This window comes from Pseudomonas sp. FEN (assembly GCF_904067045.1).
In the GTDB taxonomy this organism is placed as follows: domain Bacteria; phylum Pseudomonadota; class Gammaproteobacteria; order Pseudomonadales; family Pseudomonadaceae; genus Aquipseudomonas.
On the sequence record NZ_CAJFDC010000012.1, the window covers coordinates 433672 to 453827 of the forward strand.

Consider the following 20156-nt stretch of genomic DNA (forward strand, 5'->3'; position numbering starts at 1 on the left):
ACAGGTACAAGCAGATGATGCACTGGCATATCGTGTGTGACTTCGATGGGACCATCTCCCGCACCGACGCGATCGACAACATTCTCGAGCGTTTCGCCGACCCGAGCTGGGAAAGCATCGAGCAAGAATGGCTGGACGGTCATATCGGTTCGCGCGAATGCCTCAGCCGCCAATTGGCGCTGGTCAAGGCCTCGCCAGCCGACCTGCTGGCGTACTTCGACACCATCGATATCGACCCGGACTTCCCGGACTTCGTCGATCATGTCATGGGCCTGGGCGCTTCCATCGAAGTGGTCAGCGACGGTATCGAGCAAGGCATCGCGCGAGTCCTCTCGCGCAACTACGTGACCTTGTTGCCGATTCTCGCCAACCGCCTGCGCCAGGTCGATCACAATAGCTGGCGCATCGATTTCCCGTATTCCAGCGACGCTTGCCGCGCCGCCTCCGGCAACTGCAAATGCAAGTCCGCGCCCAAGGGCAAGCGCATCCTGGTGATCGGCGACGGTCAATCGGACATGTGCGTGGCCGGCACCGCCGACTTCGTCTTCGCCAAGGGCCGCCTGGCCGAACATTGCGAACGCAACAATATTCCTTACGCGCGCTTCGATTCCTTCGCCGAGCTGCCGGCCCTGCTGGCCCTGCTGCCGAACGAAATCGCGGCGAACGCCGGCACCTTCTCTATCGATCTTGAACAACAGGAACTCTTCCACCATGTCTGATATTCGTATCGCTACAGCCGAAGACCAGGTGCTTCTGGAAAAAGAAGCCAAATATTGCTCCTACGGCGATACAGTTCACTACATCGAACCACCACGCATTTTCAGCCGCTGCGAAGGTTCCTACGTCTGGGACACCGAAGACCAGGCCTACCTCGACCTGCAAATGTGGTACTCGGCGGTCAACTTCGGCTACGCCAACCCACGTCTGAACAACGCCCTGAAGCAACAGATCGACACCCTGCCGCAGATCGCCAGCCAGTACCTGCACAAAGGCAAGATCGAACTGTCGGAAATGATCGCGGTCGACGCCAAGAACAAATTCGGCCTCGACGGTCGCGTGCACTTCAACGTCGGCGGTTCGCAGTCCATCGAGGACTCGCTGAAAGTCGTGCGTAACGCCAGCAACGGCAAGAGCCTGATGTTCGCCTTCGAAGGCGGCTACCACGGCCGTACCCTGGGCGCGTCCTCGATCACTTCGAGCTACCGCTACCGTCGCCGCTACGGCCACTTCGGCGAGCGCGCGCAGTTCATCCCGTTCCCGTACCACTTCCGCGGCCCGAAAGGCATGACCAAGGAAGAATACGGCAGCCACTGCGTGCAGCAGTTCGCCCGTCTGTTCGAAACCGAATACAACGGTGTCTGGGACCCGAAAGTCGGTTCCAGCGAATACGCCGCGTTCTACGTCGAGCCGATCCAGGGCACCGGCGGCTACGTTATCCCGCCGATGAACTTCTACAGCGAACTGAAGCAGGTCCTCGACCAGCACGGCATCCTGATGGTCGTCGACGAAATCCAGATGGGTTTCTGGCGTACCGGCAAGCTGTGGTCGATCGAACACTTCGACGTCAAGCCGGACGTGATCGTCTTCGGCAAGGCGCTGACCAACGGCCTGAACCCGCTGGGCGGCATCTGGGCCCGTGAAGAGCTGATCAACCCGAAGATCTTCCCACCAGGCTCCACCCACTCGACCTTCGCCTCGAACCCACTGGGTACCGCGGTAGGTCTGGAAATGTTCAAGATGACCAGCGAAGTCGACTACGGCGCCATGGTCATGGCCAAGGGCAAGTACTTCCTCGAAGGCCTGCAAGAGCTGCAGAAACGCTTCCCGATCATCGGCGACGTCGATGGCCTGGGCCTGGCCCTGCGCTGCGAAATCTGCACCGCCGACGGCTTCACCCCGGACAAGGCGACCCTGGACTATATGGTCGAGGAAGGCATGAAGGGCGACATGGTGGTTGACGGTCAGAAACTCGGCCTGATCCTCGACGTGGGCGGCTACTACAAGAACGTGATCACCCTGGCGCCGTCGCTGGAAATCAGCTACCCGGAAATCGACCTGGGCCTGAAACTGCTCGAGCAACTGCTGAACCGAGCCATGAAGCGGTGAACATGACACCTATCGATCTGGGCGAAGGCGATGCCGGCTTCGTACTCGGCTCGGGTCCGGTCGGGATCTTGTTGATCCACGGCCTGACCGGCACCCCGACGGAACTCCGTCGGGTGGCCCAGGGCCTGGCCAAGAAGGGCAACTGCACGGTTTACGTGCCAACCCTGGCCGGGCACTGCGGCGGTAACGAAGACCTGCAAGCCACCGGCTGGCTGGACTGGTATGAAGGCGTACGCAAGACCTTCGTGGCGGTGAAACAGCGCCACGAACAAGTTTTCGTCGGCGGCTTGTCCATGGGCGCGGTGATGTCCATGTACATGGCCTCCGAGCATCCGGGGCAGATCGCCGGACTGCTGATGTATTCGACAACGTTGCGCTACGACGGCTGGAGCATCCACAAACTGGCGTTCCTCACGCCATTGTTGATGAAGATTCCGTTCGGCGTGCACATCTGTCGTTTCGAGGAAAAGCCACCGTACGGCATCAAGAACGAACGCCTGCGGGCCATCGTCGAGCGCCAGATGAAGGCCGGCCAGAGCAGCGATGCCGGGTTGCTGACCATGGAAGGCATCACCGTGCGCGAACTGCACCGGATGAACGCCGTGGTCATGCGGCGCATGCCCTCGATCAAGACCCCAGCCCTGGTGATCCACTCCGTCGAGGACGATATCACCAGCCCGTGGAACGCCGACTACGTCGAGCGGCACCTGGGCGGCCCGGTCACCAAGGTCATGCTCGACAACTGCTATCACATGATCACTGTCGACCTGCAATACAAGGAAGTGATCGAGCTGAGCGCCGACTATGTCGAGCGCCTGAGCGGCGTCTCGAGCGAGCCTGAAGTACAGCGGCAACAGGCCTGAGGAAAGCCCCGTGATCAGCGCCCAAGCCTTCTCGACCATCGAGGCTATCGACCGTAACGCCTGGAACGATTGCTTTGTCGGTGTACTGGAGAATTGGGAGTACTACCTGGCGGTGGAGAAAGCCGGCATCGAAGACTTCGAATGGCGCTACCTGGCCCTGTTCGAAGACGGTCGTCTGCTGGCGGTCGCCCCCGCCTTCATTACCTCTTACAAGCTCGACACCACAGTGCAGGGCTTGGTCAAGCGCATCACCGGCTGGATCAATCGATGCCTGCCCGGTGTACTCGAATTTCCGCTCTACGCCATCGGCTCGCCCGTGGCGGAGCGTTGCACGGTCGGAACGGCCAGCCATGTCGCGGTAGAACGGCGCCAGGCCTTGCTCGACCAACTGCTGGCGCTGGCCCGCGATGACGCCCGGCACCTGGGTATCCGCCTGATCGCCGTCAAGGACGCGCCGAGCCTGGACAATGACTGGAGCCGCAGTTGCAAGGCCGCCGGCTACCAGGTGATGCCCAGCCTGCCCAGCGCCCTGCTGCCCATCCCGTTCGGCTCCATCGACGCCTATCTGGGTACCCTGGACAAGACCACCCGCAAGGACCTGCGGCGCAAGCTGCGGGCCCCCGGACCGCGGATCGAATGGCGCCGCAACATCGACGATGTACTGCCACGGATCATGGACCTGTACCAGGCGACACTGGCGCGCAGCGAACTGCAATTCGAACGGCTGCCGGCGGGTTACTTCAGCAACGTGCTCGCACACATGGATGAGCGCGCGGCCTGTGTCCTGTACTGGGCCGGCGACCGGCTGGTGGCGTTCAACCTGGTGCTGTTCGACGGCGAACGCTTGATCGACAAATTTTTCGGTCATGAGGTGAACCAAAGCCGTGAACCCACTCTCTATTTCCGCAACTGGCTGGCCAATGTCGAGTACTGCATTCGCCACGAAATCCCCCTCTACGAATCCGGGCAGGCCGGTTACGCCAGCAAGATTCGCCTGGGCTGCAACTTCCAGGGCAACAACATGTTTTTCCATCATCGCAACTGGCTGGTCAACAATGTCCTCAGAGGGGTCAAATTGTTGGTTCGCCCGGATCGATTCGACCCTGCCATGTCTGCTGCGATAAGCGAAACTTGATGACCAACACGCCAGAACGCCGCCGTAAACGACGCCGCCCCTTCTCGATCTCGCGCTGGAGCGTGCAACGTAAATTGTTGCTGGCGTTCTGGCTGGTCAGCGTGGTGCCGACCATGATCGCCGCGGAGCTGGCAGCCACCACCCTGTCGGAGATTTTCGACAGCAACGTGCGCATCTGGCTGCAAGAGTCGACCAAGGTGGTCAAGGATGAAATCAGCGAGATCAAGCGTTCTAACGCCCGGGTCGCGCAATTGTTCCTGCTCTACACCCGTCCGCCCAGCTCACGCCGGGCCGCCAAGCATGACAAGTTGACCGCCGATATCGCCGATGCCATGGGCATCGACCTGGTCGCGCTGGTGCGCAGCCAGGATCACAAGGTGGTGTTCACCACCCAACCCGATGACATCGTCTCGCAGATCAGCACCGCGCCCAATGCCGTATTGCAGACCATCCAGATCTCGGGCGTGACCACCGGCGTGGTGGTCTCGACCTTCGACACCACCCAGGACGGCGTCGACTACCAGATGATCATCGCGACCTACCTGGACAACGGCTTCCTCAACAGTGTCGCCGACGTGCATTCCCTGGACCTGCGCCTGTACCTGGCCAACCCCCAGGGGTTTTCCGAAATATTCTCCACCCAGCGCTTCGAGGATCGCCCCAGCAACATGCCTGAGAGCATCACCGAAACCCTGCGTGAAACCCGCCAACCCAGCGAAGTCTTCACCAACCGCTACAGTGGCCTGTACTGGCCGATCTTCAACGATACCGGTGAGCTGCAGGGGGTAATCTTCAGTGGTCTGTTGCGGCATACCAGCCTGGTCGGCCTGGTCAACCAGAGCAACCTGTTCATCCTGATCTTCATGCTTGGCTCGGCGCTGTCGCTGAGTGCCGGCTGGCTGGTTTCGCGGCGCCTGACCCTGCCCTTGCGCGGCCTGGCCGATGGCGTCGGCGCGGTCATTTCCGGCGACTACAGCAAGCGCATCGCGGTGATCGGCAGCGATGAGCTGGCGGAGCTGAGCCATACCTTCAACCATATGACCGAACGCCTGGGTGAGCTGCATCACCTCGAAGCCCAGTTGCGCCGCCGTGACCGGCTGCACGCCCTGGGCGAAGTCGCCATGGGCCTGGCCCACGAAATCCGCAACCCGCTGGGCATCATCAAGACCGCCACCCAGTTGCTGCACCGTCGGGCCAACCTGCCGGACACCGATAAACGACATCTGGAATACGTGATCAGCGAAGTCTCGCGGATCAACGACCTGATCACCGAATTCCTCGATTTTGCCAAGCCCAGCGCACCGATTCGCGCGCTCTACCCGGCGCGGGAGCTGGCCGAGGAAGTCCTCGGGTTCTGCGCACCGGAACTGGCAACCCACAATATCGACGCGCAGATCGACGATCAGGCACCGGGCGCCACCCTGTATGCCGACTCCCGGCAGTTGAAACAGGCCTGCCTGAACCTGATCCTCAATGCCATCGACGCCATGCCCAAGGGCGGGCGCCTGACCCTCGGCATCGCCAAGGACTCGCACTACACCATCATCAGTGTTTCCGACACGGGACAGGGCATCGAGCCGGACATGATCGAACGTATTTTCACGCCGTTCGTCACCACCAAGGCCTCGGGTACCGGCCTGGGCCTGGCGAAGGTTTATTCGATCATGGAGAACCATGACGGGCGGATCGAGTGCATCAGCGAAAAAGATGCCGGCGCGACCTTCAACCTGTACATTCCGGCCCATGGCGGCAACCTGGACCACGAGGATGAGGAAGAAGAAGATGACGCATAACGTCCTGGTGGTCGATGACGAGCCCAAGCTCTGCGACCTGCTGAGCTCGGCGCTGAGCCAGAACGATATCCAGGTCTTTACCGCCGGCAACGGCCTGGAAGCGCTGGTGGTGCTGGAACAGGAAGACATCGACCTGGTCATCAGCGACTGGCGCATGCCGGGCATGGACGGGCCGCAGTTGCTGGCAGAGGTCAAGCTGCGCTTCCCGCAGCTGCCGGTCATCGTGATGACCGCCTACAGCACCGTGAAGAATGCCGTGCAATCAATGCGCAACGGCGCCTTCGACTATATCGCCAAGCCTTTCGACATCGACGAGCTGGACATCACCGTCAACAAAGCCCTGCAGTTTCGCGACATCCTGCGGGACAACGCACGCATGCGCGCCGAACTCGAAGAGCACCAGCAGATCGACAGCCTGGTGGGCGACAGTCCGACCTTCCGCCGGGTCCTGCAAGCCGTGGACTCGGTGCGTGAGAGCAACGCCACCATCCTGCTGACCGGCGAGAGCGGTACCGGCAAGGAAATGGTCGCCCGGGCCATCCACAAACACGGCAACCGCGCCGACATGCCGTTTGTCGCGGTCAACTGCGCGGCGATTCCCGAAGGCTTGCTGGAAAGCGAGATGTTCGGCCATCGCAAGGGGGCCTTTACCGGGGCCGTGTCGGACCGGGTCGGACGCTTCATGCAGGCCGACAAGGGCACCCTGTTTCTCGATGAAATCGGTGACATGCCGCTGGCGTTGCAGGCCAAGATCCTTCGTGCGCTGCAGGAGCGGATCATCGAACCGGTGGGCGATCCGCGCGAGCGCAAGGTCGACGTGCGGGTAATTGCCGCGACCAACAAGAACCTGCTGCAAGCCGTGGCCGACAAGGAGTTTCGCGAAGACCTGTATTACCGTCTGAACGTCTTCCCGATTCCCCTGCCCGCCCTGCGCGAGCGGGTCGAGGACATCGCCCCGCTGGCCCGGCATTTCGCCCACACCCTGGGCGCCACGGCCGGTAAACGTATCGATGGTTTCAGCCCGCAGGCCTTGCAAGCAATGCTCAACTACCCGTGGCCGGGCAACATCCGCGAACTGCAAAACTGTGTGGAGCGGGCGACCATCGTCGCGGCCGGCCACATGATCGAAGTGACGGACTTGCCGGCTTATCTGTTCGAATCGACGCCGCCGCAGAGCAGCGTCGCGCCACTGCCCGGCGTGGCCCCCGGCTTACCGAAAGACCTCGATGCGGCCCTGGCGGACGTGGAGAAGGCCTATATCCTCGCGGCCCTGCAGGAAAGCAATGGCGTGCAGGCAGCGGCAGCGCAGTTGATCGGGATTTCCGAACGCAGCTTCTGGTATCGCCTGAAGAAGCTGGCGATCCACGTCGACAAGATCATCCGCTGACCTCTGAACGGCGATGTGGAAAACACCGCTTAACCTGTAGCCTGGCTTGCCAGCGAAGCTTTTAGCGGCCTCAAGGGCCCCTTCGCGAGCAATCGAGCGTCGACCGGCTGCTCCTACAGGACGGAGGACGGAGTTGGCCGCAATGACGCGCGCCCTTCAGAGCTGCGCCCAACGACTGACATCGCCCTGATGCAGACGCAGGTACGGCAGCACCGCCGCCAGTAACGGCGCCTTGAATGCCTCCTGGAACCGATGGGCCAGCCCTGGAATCAGCACCAGTTGACTGCCCTGGATATGCGCCGCCAAGTGCACCCCGTGCATCACCGGCAACAACGGATCGGCCGTGCCATGGACCACCAGGGTCGGCACCCGCAGTTGATTGAGCAACGGCACGCGGCTCGGCTCGGCGAGAATCGCCATGATCTGACGCTTCACCCCCTCGGGGTTGAAAGCCCGGTCATAGGCGACCGCCGCCTGCTGCAACAGCTTGCGCCGGTCATCACGGACCGTGGGGCTGCCGAGGGCGGCCAACAGGTCCGCCTGCTGCTCGATCGCCACCTCGCGGTTCGGCGCGCCACGCCGGGACAGCAACTGCACCAGCGCGGCACTCGGCGCCGGCAGACCCTCGGCACTGGAACTGGTCATGACCAGGGTCAGGCTCTCGATCCGCTGCGGTGCCATCGCGGCCAGGTGCTGGGCGATCATCCCGCCCATACTGGCGCCAAGCACATGGAACTGCTGGATCTGCAACGCATCCATCAGGCCCAGGGCATCGCCGGCCATATCGGTCAGGGTGTAAGGCGCCGCCACCGGCAGGCCGAGCTTGTAGCGCAGCACTTCGAAGGTCAGATTGGCGCTGGCCGGGGGCTGACGCCAGGTGGACAGGCCGACATCGCGATTGTCATAGCGAATCACCCGGAAACCCTGCTGGCAGAGCGCGACCACCACTTCGTCGGGCCAGTGGATCAACTGCCCCCCCAGGCCCATGACCAGCAGCAAGGCTGGATCCGAGGCCCGCCCGATACTCTGGTAGGCCAGGCTGACGCTATCCAGATCGACCCGCTCGGTCGGAACATTGACATCACATCTTGAAGCCGCAAAAGACGGCAGGCCGAACAGCAGTGCGGCCAGGAAAATTACTAAACGCATGAAAACACCGAAACGCAGAACCCCATTGAGGCGCGAGTTTGATGTTATTTGTTCAATGGCGCTGCCACAGTTCAGTGACAGTTTGATGAAGATTGCCAAGCGCTGCCTGCGTAGACGAATTCCCAGGCCGACATGGACATTGTGGGGGCTTGCTGACGATGGCAATTGTCCAGGCGAGCACAATGTCGACTATTGGATCGCGTCGCCCGCAAGCTGGCGCCTACGGGTTCGCGTCAAGCAAGCGATAGCACTCTTGTCGACAGCCAGGGCAACATGAGACAAACTCATCCCCCAACCGCCATTCACAAAATTTACTCATGGAGCCCCAGGTGCTGGAAATCCGTCACTTGAAAACCCTTCACGCCCTGCGTGAGGCCGACAGCCTGGTGGAAGCCGCCGAGCGCCTGCACCTGACCCAGTCGGCCCTGTCCCACCAGTTCAAGGAACTGGAAGAGCGCATGGGCCTGCCACTGTTCGCGCGCAAGACCAAGCCGGTGCGCTTTACCAGCGCCGGACTGCGCCTGCTGCAACTGGCGGACGCCACCCTGCCGCTGCTGCGCGCGGCGGAGCGGGATATCGCGCGCCTGGCCGGCGGCACCGCCGGGCGCCTGCACATGGCGATCGAATGCCACAGTTGCTTCCAGTGGCTGATGCCAACCATCGACCAGTTCCGCGATGCCTGGCCGGAAGTCGAGTTGGACCTGGCCTCGGGATTTTCCTTTGCCCCGCTGCCGGCCCTGGCGCGTGGCGACCTGGACCTGGTGGTGACCTCCGACCCGGTGGAACTGGCGGGCATCACCTACGTGCCACTATTCACCTACGAAGCCATGCTGGCGGTAGCCAATCAACATGTGCTGGCCAACAAGCCCTACATCGTGCCCGAGGACCTGCTCAAGGAAACCCTGATCACCTACCCGGTGGAGCGCGACCGACTGGATATCTTCACCCGCTTCCTGGAGCCTGCGGACATCGAGCCGGCGCAAGTGCGAACTTCCGAGCTGACGGTGATGATGATGCAACTGGTAGCCAGCGGACGCGGTGTCTGCGGCATGCCGCACTGGGCGCTGCACGAATACAGCGCGCGTGGTTACGTCAAGGCCAAGCGGCTGGGGGAGAAAGGCCTGTTCGCCACGCTGTATGCGGCGATCCGCACCGACATGCTGGATGCGCCATACATGCGCGATTTCCTGCTGACGGCCAAGGACACCTCGTTCTCGACGCTTGACGGGGTCAGCGCGGTGCGCTGAAGCCTCCTGGCATCGGCACACCGGCGCCAACGCCACGGCGCAGCATGCGGTTCAAGCAGCAGACACGACAGCAGTCCCTGGTCGAAGGACCTCAGACGGCGGTCACCAGAGAGGCTCGATGGAACGGCAGGATCAGATCCCGTGTCAATGGCGCGAGCAACAGGCCGCCATCGCCTGCGGGATCGATCCACACCACCTCTTCGATCTCGGCGGCGGGCGCCAGCGCCGCGCCACTGTTCACCCGGAACAGCTCGGCCAGCACTTCGTGACCCGGCTCGTTAGCCGCCGGGGCCGCGAACTGGCCAAGGTAGGTCGCAGCAGCCGTGTCGATGAGCAAGCCCAACTCCTCTTCGAGCTCACGGGCCAGGGCATGCACCGGCTGCTCGCCGGCTTCGATCTTGCCGCCCGGCTGCATGAAGGCCCGGGTGCCGCGTTTGCGTACCAACAGGGTACGGCCGTCGGGGCCGATCAACAGGGCGGCGGCGATGCGGATGGTTTTGGCAGTCATGGTGTTATTCGGTCCGTTCCAGCAACGCCTGTACTTCCTCCGGAATCTTGACGAACACACTGTACCTGGCGCCCTCCATGGATTCGAAGGCAATCAGCTTCTCCACCAGAGCCGCGCTGAGCAGCTTGCCAGCGTTGAGCAGCAGCATGCCGTTATCGGCATTGAGGTTGCGCGCCAGGATCATGCCCGCCGCCAATTCGCGGGTGCCCAGGACCTTGACCGACGGGTCGCCCAGGGTCACATCGTTCAGGTACTCGGAGCAGACCTTGACGAAGTCCTCGACCAATCCCGGATCGTAGAGCTTGCCAGCGTACTTGCGAATGAATATCAGGGCCTCGTCGCTGTTCATCTGCCGCTCGAGAATCAGGCCGCGCTGCAACTCGATGAAGTCCACCGCCAGTTTCAGCACCCGCGACCCCAGGGGGATCGCCTCGCCCCTGAGATGATCGGGAAACCCGCTGCCATCCCAGCGCTCCTGATGATGCAGGATCAGCCGGGCCGCATCCTGCATCGGCTCCAGCGTCATCAACAGCGACTCGCTCTGCTTCGGATAACCTCGGTAACGTTCGCGATCGGTGTGGTGCAACAGGTCGGCCGGCGCGCCCATCATGCTGTCGGTCCAGCTCATCTTGCCGATGTTGTGCAGGGCCGCGGCCATGGCCATGTCGCGACTGACCGCTTCATTCATGACATGGGTCTTGCAGTAGACCTTGACCAGATCGATGATCGCCCGGTTGGTCTGTTTGTCTTTTGGCAGGCGCCACTCGACCATCCGCGAAAACACCTCGGCCGTGACCGCGTAGCTACGCTTGAGCTCCTCGTAGGCCAGGTCGAGCATGTCGGCGGTCTGCTGGACCTCGCTGGTACGCGCGACCACGCGCTTTTCCAGGGTGGCGTTGAGCGACTGCAACTGCCGGTTCTGCTCCCGGACCAACACCTGCAGACGCTGGCGCTCACGTTCCGAATGCTGGAAGGCCAGCGCTTGGGTGATGGTCAACAGCAGCTCTTCATCGTTCCAGGGTTTGCTGATGTAGCGGTAGATCCGCCCTTCGTTGATCGCCTTGATGATCATGTCCATGTCGGCATAACCGGTCAGCAGGATCCGCAGGCAGGCCGGATACAGCTCATGAATACGCGCCAGCAGGCTGGCGCCGTCCATGTTCGGCATGCGCGCATCGCTGATCACCAGGTCGATGGGCTGCTGCTCCATGATTTCCAGGGCTCGGGCGCCACTGTCGGCCAGGAACAGTTCGTAACCCTGGCTACGCAGCAAACGACGCAAGCTATTGAGGATCGACTCTTCATCGTCGACCAGCAGGACACGGGGTTTGATCACGACATCAACTGTGGATTCATCCATGGAGCACCTCATGTCTGCGTGGGGCTTTGATCCAGGGACCTGTGAATGGCCCGACGGTCCCTGTCTTTTTCGCTAAGGGTAGATGTTCGACCATCAATTGGCATCATCTTTATCGGCAAATCAGTACAAGCCGATCTATGCTGCAAGCAATCTAGCGCGCAATGGCAGCGTGGTTATCAGGAAGGGAGCTCCACATGAGTTCGGTACATCTAGCTGTCAGTATGGCCGGAGTCGTGCCGGTCGCCCATGCCAACCGCCGCATCCTGATCATTGACGACACCCCGTCCATCCACGAGGATTTTCGCAAGACCCTCTGCCCGGACGACGTCGAGGACGACTTGCAAAGCGCCGAGCAGGCCTTGTTCGGCGACACCATCAGCCGTCGGGTAGAAACGTTCGAACTCGATTCGGCGTTCCAGGGCCAGGAAGGCCTGGCCAAGGTCGAACAGGCCCTGCTGCAAGGGCGACCTTACGCCATGGCCTTTATCGACATGCGCATGCCACCGGGCTGGGATGGCCTGCAAACCCTCGAACGGCTCTGGCAAGCCGATCCCAAGCTGCAAGTCGCCCTGTGCACCGCCTTTTCCGATTACTCCCTGGAGGAGATGAACGAGCGGGTCGAGATGGGCGACCGCCTGCTGATCCTGAAGAAACCCTTCGATGCCATCGAGATCCGCCAACTGGCCAGCGCCCTGACCGCCAAATGGCAGATGACCGAAAACGCCGCGCTGAAAATGGACCAGCTCGAACAGGCCGTCGAAGAACGCACCCGCGAGCTGTCCGACGCCAACATCATCGTACAGAACAGTCCGACCCTGCTCTATCGCCTGCGCGGCGAGCCGTCGTTCCCGCTGATGTACATTTCCCACAACATCACCAAGTTCGGACATGTGGCCAAGGACCTGCTGGCCTCGCCCGACTGGACCACCGAGCTGATCCATCCGGACGATCAGGACAAGGTCGACGCGGCCATGGCCAAGGTCCTGGACAAGGACGCCGAGGGCGCCTCGATCGAGTTTCGCCTGCAGACCGGCGATGGCCGCTGGCGTTGGGTGGAAAACCGCTATGTACCGGTACGCGACCCGGAAGGACGCCTGCTGGAAGTCGAAGGCATCATCATCGACATCACCGAACACAAGCTGGCCGAAGAGAAAATCGCCCAACTCGCCCGCACCGACGGCCTCACCGGGCTGGCCAACCGCTCGACCCTGATCGAGCGCCTGCACCAGAGCTTTGCCGCCGCCAGGCGCGGTGCCTCGCCGTTCGCGGTGTTCTATCTGGACCTGGATCACTTCAAGCACATCAACGACACCCTGGGACACCCGGTGGGCGACCTGCTGCTTCAAGCCGTTGCCCGGCGCCTCACCGAGTGCACCCGGGAAATCGATGTGGTGGCGCGCCTGGGCGGCGATGAGTTCGCGGTATTGCAATCGGAAATGCTCGACCCGGCGAGTTCCGGCGACTTGGCAAAGAAGATCCTCAATGCGCTGGTGGAGCCTTACAACCTGGAAGGCAATGAGGTGCGGATTTCCGCCAGCCTCGGCATCAGCACCTATGCGGTGGACAGCGAAAGCGCCGATACCATGTTGGTCCAGGCCGACATGGCGCTCTATCGCTCCAAGGAAAACGGCCGCAACCAGTACCACTTCCACTCCGAGGAGATCAACCAGGAAGTCATCGAGCGGATCGCCATTACCCAAGACCTGAAAAAGGCCATCGAACAGGACGAGCTGGAGCTTCATTACTTGCCGGAAGTCGACCTGGGCAGCGGCAAGATCCTCGGGATGGAAGCCCTGGTGCGCTGGAACCACCCCGAGCGCGGCCTGCTCGGCGCGGAACTGTTCATCCCCGCGGCGGAAAAGACCGGGACCATCGTGGCCCTCGGGCACTGGGTGCTGGAGCACGCCTGCCGACAAATGCGCGAATGGCGCGACGAAGGCATGGCCCCGCCAGTGATCGCGATCAACCTGTCGCTGGCCCAACTCAAAAGTGGCGGCGAGCTGCTTCGCGACGTGATCGAGACCACGGCCAAATGGGGGTTGTCACCCGCGGATCTGGAGTTCGACGTCACCGAAGCCACCCTGGCCCAGACCAAATGGACCCAGAATGACGTACTGCCCAGGCTGCGCGAACTCGGGGTGAAGATCGCCATCGACGATTTCGGCACCGACTACTCCTCCTTCGACTACCTCAAGACCTACCGCGTCAACCACCTGAAACTGGCCCAGTCGTTCATCAACCACGCGACCCAGGACGCGGAAAGCGCCACCACCCTGCGGGCGATCATCAACTTTGCCCGGGAAGTCGGCATCGGCATCATCGCCGAAGGCGTGGAAACCCAGGAGCAGCGCCATTCATTGATGGCCACCGGCTCGCCGATGGCCGCCCAGGGTTTTTACTTCAGCAAGGCCGTCGACAGCCAGCGCGCCGCCGAGCTGTTGCACGCCGGCCATATCGCCCCCCACCCCTCGCCCACATCAGAGAGCCGCCTATGAAGAATGCTGCCGGTGCCGCCAACCGGCGCATCCTGATCATCGACGATACCGCCTCGATTCATCAGGACTTTCGCAAGATCCTCGGGCCCGAAGAAGAAGACAAACTGAGCCTGGACACCGCCGAACACCTGCTGTTCGGTACCACCGTCCCCCAGCGCCAGAGTTTCGAGATCGACTCGGCCTACCAGGGGCAAGAGGCGCTGGAACTGGTAAAGCTGGCCTTGGCCGCCGAGCGCCCGTACGCCATGGCCTTCCTCGACATGCGCATGCCGCCGGGCTGGGATGGCCTGGAAACCATCGAGCAACTGTGGGCCGTCGACCCGGAACTGCAAATCGCCCTGTGCACCGCCTACTCGGATTACTCCTGGGAGTCGATGGACGAACGCATCGCCTTCGGCGACCAGATGCTGATCCTGAAAAAACCCTTCGACGCGCTGGAGATCCGCCAGATGGCCAGCGCCCTGACCTGGAAGTGGCAACTGGCGCGGGATATCGCCTCGAGGATGGCCAACCTGGAGCAGACCATAGAGGAACGCGTCCAGGAACTGTTGCAGGTCTCGCGGCTGCTGCAATTCGATGTGCTCACCGAACTGCCCAACAGCACCCTGCTCGGCGACCGTCTGGGCCAGGCCATCGCCCTGGCCAAACGTCACGACGAACAGGTGGCCGTGATGTTCATCGGCCTGGATCGTTTCAAGCGTATCAACAATGCCCTGGGCTATCCGGCGGGCGATGAAATGCTCAAGCACGTGGCCGACTGCCTGGTGGCGGCCTTGCGCCAATCGGACTCGGTGTTTCGTTATCGCTCCGACGAGTTCGTCCTGGTCCTGCCCGAATTCAGCCACCCGGAACAGACCCGTGGCACCGCCGAGAAAATCCTCGCGGCCATCAACGCCCCGCATGAGACCGCCGGACATGACCTGCGGGTCACCGCAAGCCTGGGCATCAGCCTCTACCCCGGCGACGGCGACGATGCGCTGGTGCTGATCAAGAAAGCCGAAGCCGCCATGCGCAACGTCAAGGAACAGGGGACCAACGACTTCGGGTTTTTCGTCGAAGACCTGAACCTGCGGGCCCGCGAGCAGCAATCCATCGAATCCGGCATTCGCCTGGCCCTGGCACGTGATGAGTTCGTGCTGCACTACCAACCCAAGCTGGACCTCAAGAGCGGAAAAGTGGTCGGCGCCGAGGCGCTGATACGCTGGCAGCACCCCGAGCGCGGCCTGATCTACCCCGCGGAGTTCATCCCGGTGGCCGAAGACAGTGGCCTGATCGTGCCGCTGAGTCGCTGGGTATTACGCCAGGTATGCCTGCAAGGTCAGGCCTGGCAGGGGCAGACCCACGCGCCGCTGATCCTGTCGCTCAACATCTCGGCCATGGACTTCCGCCAGCGCGGTTTCCTCGAGGGCATCCGCCAGGTGCTGACAGAGACCGGCATGGAGCCGAGCCTGCTGGAACTGGAAATCACCGAAAGCGTGCTGATGCAGAATATCGACCATACCATCGCCACCCTGAAGGCCATCAAGACCCTGGGCATCCGCCTCGCCATCGATGACTTCGGCACCGGCTATTCAAGCCTCAGCTACTTGCAACGTTTCCCCATCGATGTGCTGAAGATCGACCAATCGTTCGTGCGTGACCTCAATGGCGACAGCAACGATGCCGCGCTGGTGAGCGCGATCATCAGCCTGGGCAAGAGCCTGAACCTGAACATCATCGCCGAAGGCGTGGAAACCCTGGACCAGTTGGCCTTCCTCAAGGCCCATGATTGCGAGGAAGGCCAGGGCTACTACTTCAGCAAGGCAGTCGACGCCGAAACGTTCCTGCGCCTGTTGCGGGACAAACGCTTCGAACAACCGGCACAGGCCTGATCCCTGAACCCGCCTTCCTTGCCAAGGACCTGCTCATGATGCCTCGCGTACTGCTGTCGTTGCTGACGATATCGCTCGTCTGTTGCGAGATGTTCCTCAGCACGCCCCTCGTCGCCGCACCGCTGGACGAGCCGCTCAAGCCGTTGCCGGATGTCCCGGTACAGGATCCGCGGAAAGTCGAGTTGGGGCGCCAGCTGTTCAATGAGAAACTCTTGTCGATCAATAACACCACATCCTGCGCCAGTTGCCATCATCTGGATCACGGCGGGGTGGACGACAAGCCGTTCTCCATCGGTTTCCAGGGCGACACCCTGGGGATCAACACGCCGACCGTGCTCAACGCGGCGCTGAACTTCAAGCAGTTCTGGAATGGTCGCGCCGAGACGCTGGAGGCGCAGATCGAGGGCGTGGTGAAAAGCCCGACAGAGATGGGCAACACCTGGCCCCACGTCGTCGACACCCTCAACCAGACCGCGGCTTACCAAGCAGCCTTCCACGAGGCGTATACCGACGGTGTCACCATCGCCAACGTGCAGAATGCCCTGGCCAGCTACGAGCGCAGCCTGCTGACCCCCAACTCGCGCTTCGACCAGTACCTCAAAGGCAACACCGACATCCTCAGCCTCGACGAAAAATACGGCTATCAGCGTTTCAAGGACTACGGCTGCATAGCCTGCCACCAAGGGGTCAATATCGGTGGCAACATGTTCCAGAAGTTCGGCGTGATGGGCGACTACTTCAAGGACCGCGGCAATCCCACCGAAGCTGACCAGGGACGTTTCCTCGCGACCGGCGTCGAAGAAGACCGCAACGTGTTCAAGGTTCCCAGCTTGCGCAACGTAGCGCTCACCGCACCGTATTTTCACGATGCCTCGGCCAAGACCCTGGAGGACGCCGTCCACGTCATGTTCATCTACCAACTGGGACGCGTCCCCTCCACCGAGGACATCCGCCTGATCGTGCTGTTTCTCAAGACCCTGACCGGCGAGTTGGGAGGTAAGCCACTATGAAGGTAACAGGCAGCATCCTGAACCGGGTCATCCTGCCGCGCCTGGCTGTCCTGCTCACGTCGGTATTGGTGCTCCTGTACCTTATGGCCAGCTCCGACCCGACCCCGGACTATGCTCGCGCCCGTGACCTGATCGCCCAGATCAAACAGCTGGATGCGCAATGGGACACCGAAATCCTCAAGGCCAGGATCGCGGTGGCGCGCAATTACGACCCATTGGTCAAGCCCCCGCAGGAAATGCACCGGCTCCTGCAGACGTTCACCCCCATCGAACCCGGCCAGAGACACCAGGCCGCCGACGCCTGGAAAGACCGCCGGGAAACCCTGACCCGGACGCTCGACGAAAAAACGCGCCTGGTCGAACAGTTCAAATCCCGCAACGCGATACTGCGCAACTCCCTGGCCTTCCTGCCGACCGCCGAAGACGATATCCAGCACCCCCTCAACGCGCTTCAGGACCAGGACAAACTGATGCTCCAGGACATGTCCAACGACATCTATGACCTGCTGCTCAGCGCCCTGGAGTTCGCCCAGAACACCACCGACGAACGCGCCCACGGCATCGAACTGGGGCTCAATCAGGTACTGGTCGACACGCAACGCCTGCCGCCTTCGTTCAAGGAACCGGTGGCCATCCTGCTCAACCACGTCAACCTGATCCTGCGCGAGCAACCCCGGGTCAATGCACTGATTGAAGAAATCGACGCGATACCGCTCTCCGAAAGCCTGGACGCCATCACCGATCAACTGAACCAGGACCAGCAACAGGCCGACAGCCTCAACCAGCGTCACCATTTGTACCTGTTGATTTTCTCGGCCCTGCTGCTCGTCCTGCTGCTGTACCTCGCCAGCCGCCTGATCCGCAGTTATGCCGAAATCAACCGGGTCAACCGCGCCCTGCAAGCCGCCAACACCCACCTCGAACAACGCGTGGAGCGGCGGACCCGCAAACTGCACGAGGCGCAGAGTGAACTGATGGAAAGTGCCCGCCTGGCCGGCATGGCCGAGATCGCCACCAACGTGTTGCACAACGTCGGCAATGTGCTCAACAGCGTGAATATCTCCGCCGACCTGGTGGCCCGCAAGCTGCGCACCAGCAAGACCCAGGGCCTGGCCAAGGCGGTGGCGATGCTCAACGAGCATCGCCACGATCTTGGCGAGTTCATTACCGGCGACGAACGTGGCAAGCTGTTGCCTGGGTACCTCAACCAACTGGCCGAGGCCATTGCCACGGAACAGCAGAGCATGAGCGACGAACTGACCCAATTGAGCAAGAGTGTCGAGCACATCAAGGACATCGTCTCGACCCAACAATCCTATGCCGGCATCTCGACCATGGAGGAACCCCTGTATATTCGGGACTTGCTTGAAGACGCCTTGCGCATGAACTCCGGCGCCCTGAACCGGCACAACGTCACCGTGATCCGCGAATATGACGACGTCCCCCGGGTGATGGCCGACAAGCACCGCTTGCTACTGATCCTGATCAACCTGATCAGCAACGCCAAGCAGGCCATGGCCAACCTCTCCGACCGCCCGCGCGAGATCACCCTGCGAGTCACGGCGGTCGAGGACAGCACATTGCGCATCAGCGTCAAGGACGCCGGCGAAGGCATCCCAGCGGAAAACATGACACGGATCTTTGCCCATGGCTTCACCACCCGCAAGGAAGGCCATGGCTTCGGCCTGCACAGTTGCGCCCTGGCCGCGGTCGAAATGAAAGGGCACCTGACCGCCCACAGCGATGGCCCCGGCAAGGGCGCCATCTTTACTCTCGAATTGCCTTTGAAAACCGCCGTGGGGGCCTAATGAACACACTCCGCAACCGTCGTATCCTACTGGTCGACGACACCCCGTCGATCCACGACGACTTTCGCAAGATTCTCACCCCCACGGTCGAGGAGTCGCCGGACCTGGACCTGATGGAAGCCGCGCTCTTCGGTCATGAGGTCAAGGCCAGCAGCGTCCTGCCTTTCGAACTCGACTCCGCCTATCAGGGCCAGGAAGGCCTGCAAAAAGTCGAACAGGCCGTGGCCCGCGGACTGCCCTACGCCCTGGCCTTCGTCGACATGCGCATGCCCCAGGGCTGGGACGGTGCCGAAACCATCGAACACCTGTGGCAGGTCGACCCCAACCTGCAGGTGGTGGTCTGCACCGCCTATACCGACTATTCCTGGGATGACCTGCTGGAGCGCCTGCACGGTCACGACCGGTTGGTGATTCTGAAAAAGCCCTTCGACAATATCGAAGTCCAGCAATTGGCCAACACCCTCACCAACAAATGGGAAATGACCGAACGCGCCAATCTGCAGATGCACCGGCTGGAAGAGCTGGTGGAACAGCGGACCCAGGCCCTCAGGCAGACCAGCCTGGCCTTGCAACATGAGATCGACGAGCGCAAGCAACTGGAAGGGCAGCTCGTGCAATCGGAGAAGCTCGCGTCCCTCGGCCAACTGGCCGCCGGCGTCGCCCATGAGATCAACAACCCCATCGGCTTCATTTCCTCGAATCTGGGGACCCTGGAGGGGTATTTCAACAAGCTGCTGGAAATGCTCCAGGCCTATCAGGACGCCGAGAAAGGCATCGCCGAGCCCGAATTGCAGGCACGCTTGAAGAGCCTGCGCGAGCGGGTCGAGCTGGATTTCCTCGAGGAGGATATTCCGCTGCTGATCAAGGAGTCCAAGGACGGCATCGGCCGGGTCGGGCAGATCGTCAAGGACCTGAAGAACTTCTCCCGGGTCGATTCGAACCAGGAGTGGCAATGGAGCAATTTGCAACAGGGTATCGAGTCGACCCTGAACATTGTCGCCAACGAACTCAAATACAAGGCCGATGTGGTCAAGGACTACGCCGAACTACCGGAAATCGAGTGCCTGCCGTCACAGATCAACCAGGTCATCATGAACCTGGTGGTCAATGCCGCCCAGGCCATGGGACCCGAGCGCGGCACCATTACCCTGCGTGGCGGTGCCCAGGATGAGCATATCTGGCTGGAAGTGGCCGACACCGGTTCGGGCATGGCCCCCGAGACCGTGCAAAAGATCTTCGACCCGTTCTTTACCACAAAACCCATTGGCAAGGGCACGGGCCTCGGGTTGTCGCTGTCCTATGGCATCGTGCGCAAACATGCCGGGCAGATTACGGTGCAAAGCGAGTTGGGGGTCGGCACCACCTTCAGGATCGAGTTGCCGATCCGGCAGAACAAAGCGGCCTGAACCAACGACCCGCTTGCC

General features: G+C 61.7%; 15 protein-coding genes. 12 read left to right on the forward strand and 3 right to left on the reverse strand.

The genetic code is table 11. The features are described 5' to 3' along the window. Positions 1-14 precede the first annotated feature (14 nt). The 6 genes from PFEN_RS14145 to PFEN_RS14170 are packed head-to-tail and all read left to right on the forward strand — an operon-like array spanning position 15 to position 7284. A complete protein-coding gene (locus PFEN_RS14145) occupies positions 15-719 on the forward strand; it encodes an MtnX-like HAD-IB family phosphatase (protein WP_191487428.1) in 705 nt (234 codons plus the stop codon). After that, on the forward strand, positions 712-2106 hold the full coding sequence (locus PFEN_RS14150; protein WP_191487429.1) for an aspartate aminotransferase family protein: 1395 nt from the start codon (positions 712-714) through the stop codon (positions 2104-2106). The genes PFEN_RS14145 and PFEN_RS14150 overlap by 8 nt, the downstream gene beginning before the upstream one ends. After that, entirely contained in the window at positions 2103-2969 is an 867-nt protein-coding gene (locus PFEN_RS14155; protein ID WP_191487430.1) for an alpha/beta hydrolase, read from the forward strand. The genes PFEN_RS14150 and PFEN_RS14155 overlap by 4 nt, the downstream gene beginning before the upstream one ends. A 10-nt stretch (positions 2970-2979) precedes the next feature. After that, entirely contained in the window at positions 2980-4104 is a 1125-nt protein-coding gene (locus PFEN_RS14160; RefSeq protein WP_191487431.1) for a GNAT family N-acetyltransferase, read from the forward strand. After that, a complete protein-coding gene (locus PFEN_RS14165) occupies positions 4104-5897 on the forward strand; it encodes a sensor histidine kinase (protein WP_191487432.1) in 1794 nt (597 codons plus the stop codon). The genes PFEN_RS14160 and PFEN_RS14165 overlap by 1 nt, the downstream gene beginning before the upstream one ends. Further along, complete coding sequence (locus tag PFEN_RS14170; RefSeq protein ID WP_191487433.1) at positions 5887-7284, forward strand: sigma-54-dependent transcriptional regulator; 1398 nt, start codon at positions 5887-5889, stop codon at positions 7282-7284. The genes PFEN_RS14165 and PFEN_RS14170 overlap by 11 nt, the downstream gene beginning before the upstream one ends. Positions 7285-7440: 156 nt before the next feature. Here the strand turns inward: PFEN_RS14170 and PFEN_RS14175 are convergent, their stop codons facing one another. Further along, on the reverse strand, positions 7441-8433 hold the full coding sequence (locus tag PFEN_RS14175) for an alpha/beta fold hydrolase (protein ID WP_191487434.1): 993 nt from the start codon (positions 8431-8433) through the stop codon (positions 7441-7443). A 329-nt stretch (positions 8434-8762) separates the two neighbouring features. Here PFEN_RS14175 and metR point away from each other — a divergent pair, with 329 nt between their 5' ends. Beyond that, a complete protein-coding gene (gene metR / locus PFEN_RS14180) occupies positions 8763-9680 on the forward strand; it encodes a transcriptional regulator MetR (RefSeq protein WP_191487435.1) in 918 nt (305 codons plus the stop codon). A gap of 91 nt (positions 9681-9771) precedes the next feature. Here the strand turns inward: metR and PFEN_RS14185 are convergent, their stop codons facing one another. Both PFEN_RS14185 and PFEN_RS14190 read right to left on the reverse strand, forming a co-directional pair. Beyond that, positions 9772-10188 carry an NUDIX hydrolase gene (locus PFEN_RS14185; protein WP_191487436.1) on the reverse strand — a complete coding sequence of 139 codons (417 nt, stop codon included), beginning with the start codon at positions 10186-10188 and terminating at the stop codon, positions 9772-9774. 4 nt (positions 10189-10192) lie between these two features. Continuing rightward, positions 10193-11548, reverse strand: coding sequence for an HD domain-containing phosphohydrolase (locus PFEN_RS14190; protein WP_191487437.1), 1356 nt, complete (start codon positions 11546-11548; stop codon positions 10193-10195). A gap of 194 nt (positions 11549-11742) precedes the next feature. Here PFEN_RS14190 and PFEN_RS14195 point away from each other — a divergent pair, with 194 nt between their 5' ends. Genes PFEN_RS14195 through PFEN_RS14215 form a run of 5 tightly spaced genes read left to right on the forward strand, consistent with a single transcriptional unit; the run spans position 11743 to position 20138 of the window. Next, the gene (locus PFEN_RS14195; protein WP_412071434.1) at positions 11743-14043 is read left to right on the forward strand and encodes an EAL domain-containing protein; all 2301 of its coding nucleotides are present in this window, start codon (positions 11743-11745) and stop codon (positions 14041-14043) included. Then, the gene (locus PFEN_RS14200) at positions 14040-15914 is read left to right on the forward strand and encodes a putative bifunctional diguanylate cyclase/phosphodiesterase (RefSeq protein ID WP_191487438.1); all 1875 of its coding nucleotides are present in this window, start codon (positions 14040-14042) and stop codon (positions 15912-15914) included. The genes PFEN_RS14195 and PFEN_RS14200 overlap by 4 nt, the downstream gene beginning before the upstream one ends. A 38-nt stretch (positions 15915-15952) precedes the next feature. Continuing rightward, positions 15953-16924 (forward strand): cytochrome-c peroxidase, encoded by a 972-nt coding sequence (locus PFEN_RS14205; protein ID WP_412071442.1) that lies wholly within the window; start codon positions 15953-15955, stop codon positions 16922-16924. Next, positions 16921-18732 (forward strand): DAHL domain-containing protein, encoded by a 1812-nt coding sequence (locus PFEN_RS14210; RefSeq protein WP_191487440.1) that lies wholly within the window; start codon positions 16921-16923, stop codon positions 18730-18732. The genes PFEN_RS14205 and PFEN_RS14210 overlap by 4 nt, the downstream gene beginning before the upstream one ends. Next, positions 18732-20138: an ATP-binding protein gene (locus PFEN_RS14215; RefSeq protein WP_191487441.1), complete on the forward strand. Its 1407-nt coding sequence runs from the start codon at positions 18732-18734 to the stop codon at positions 20136-20138. Before PFEN_RS14210 ends, PFEN_RS14215 begins: the two co-directional genes overlap by 1 nt. Positions 20139-20156 lie beyond the last annotated feature (18 nt).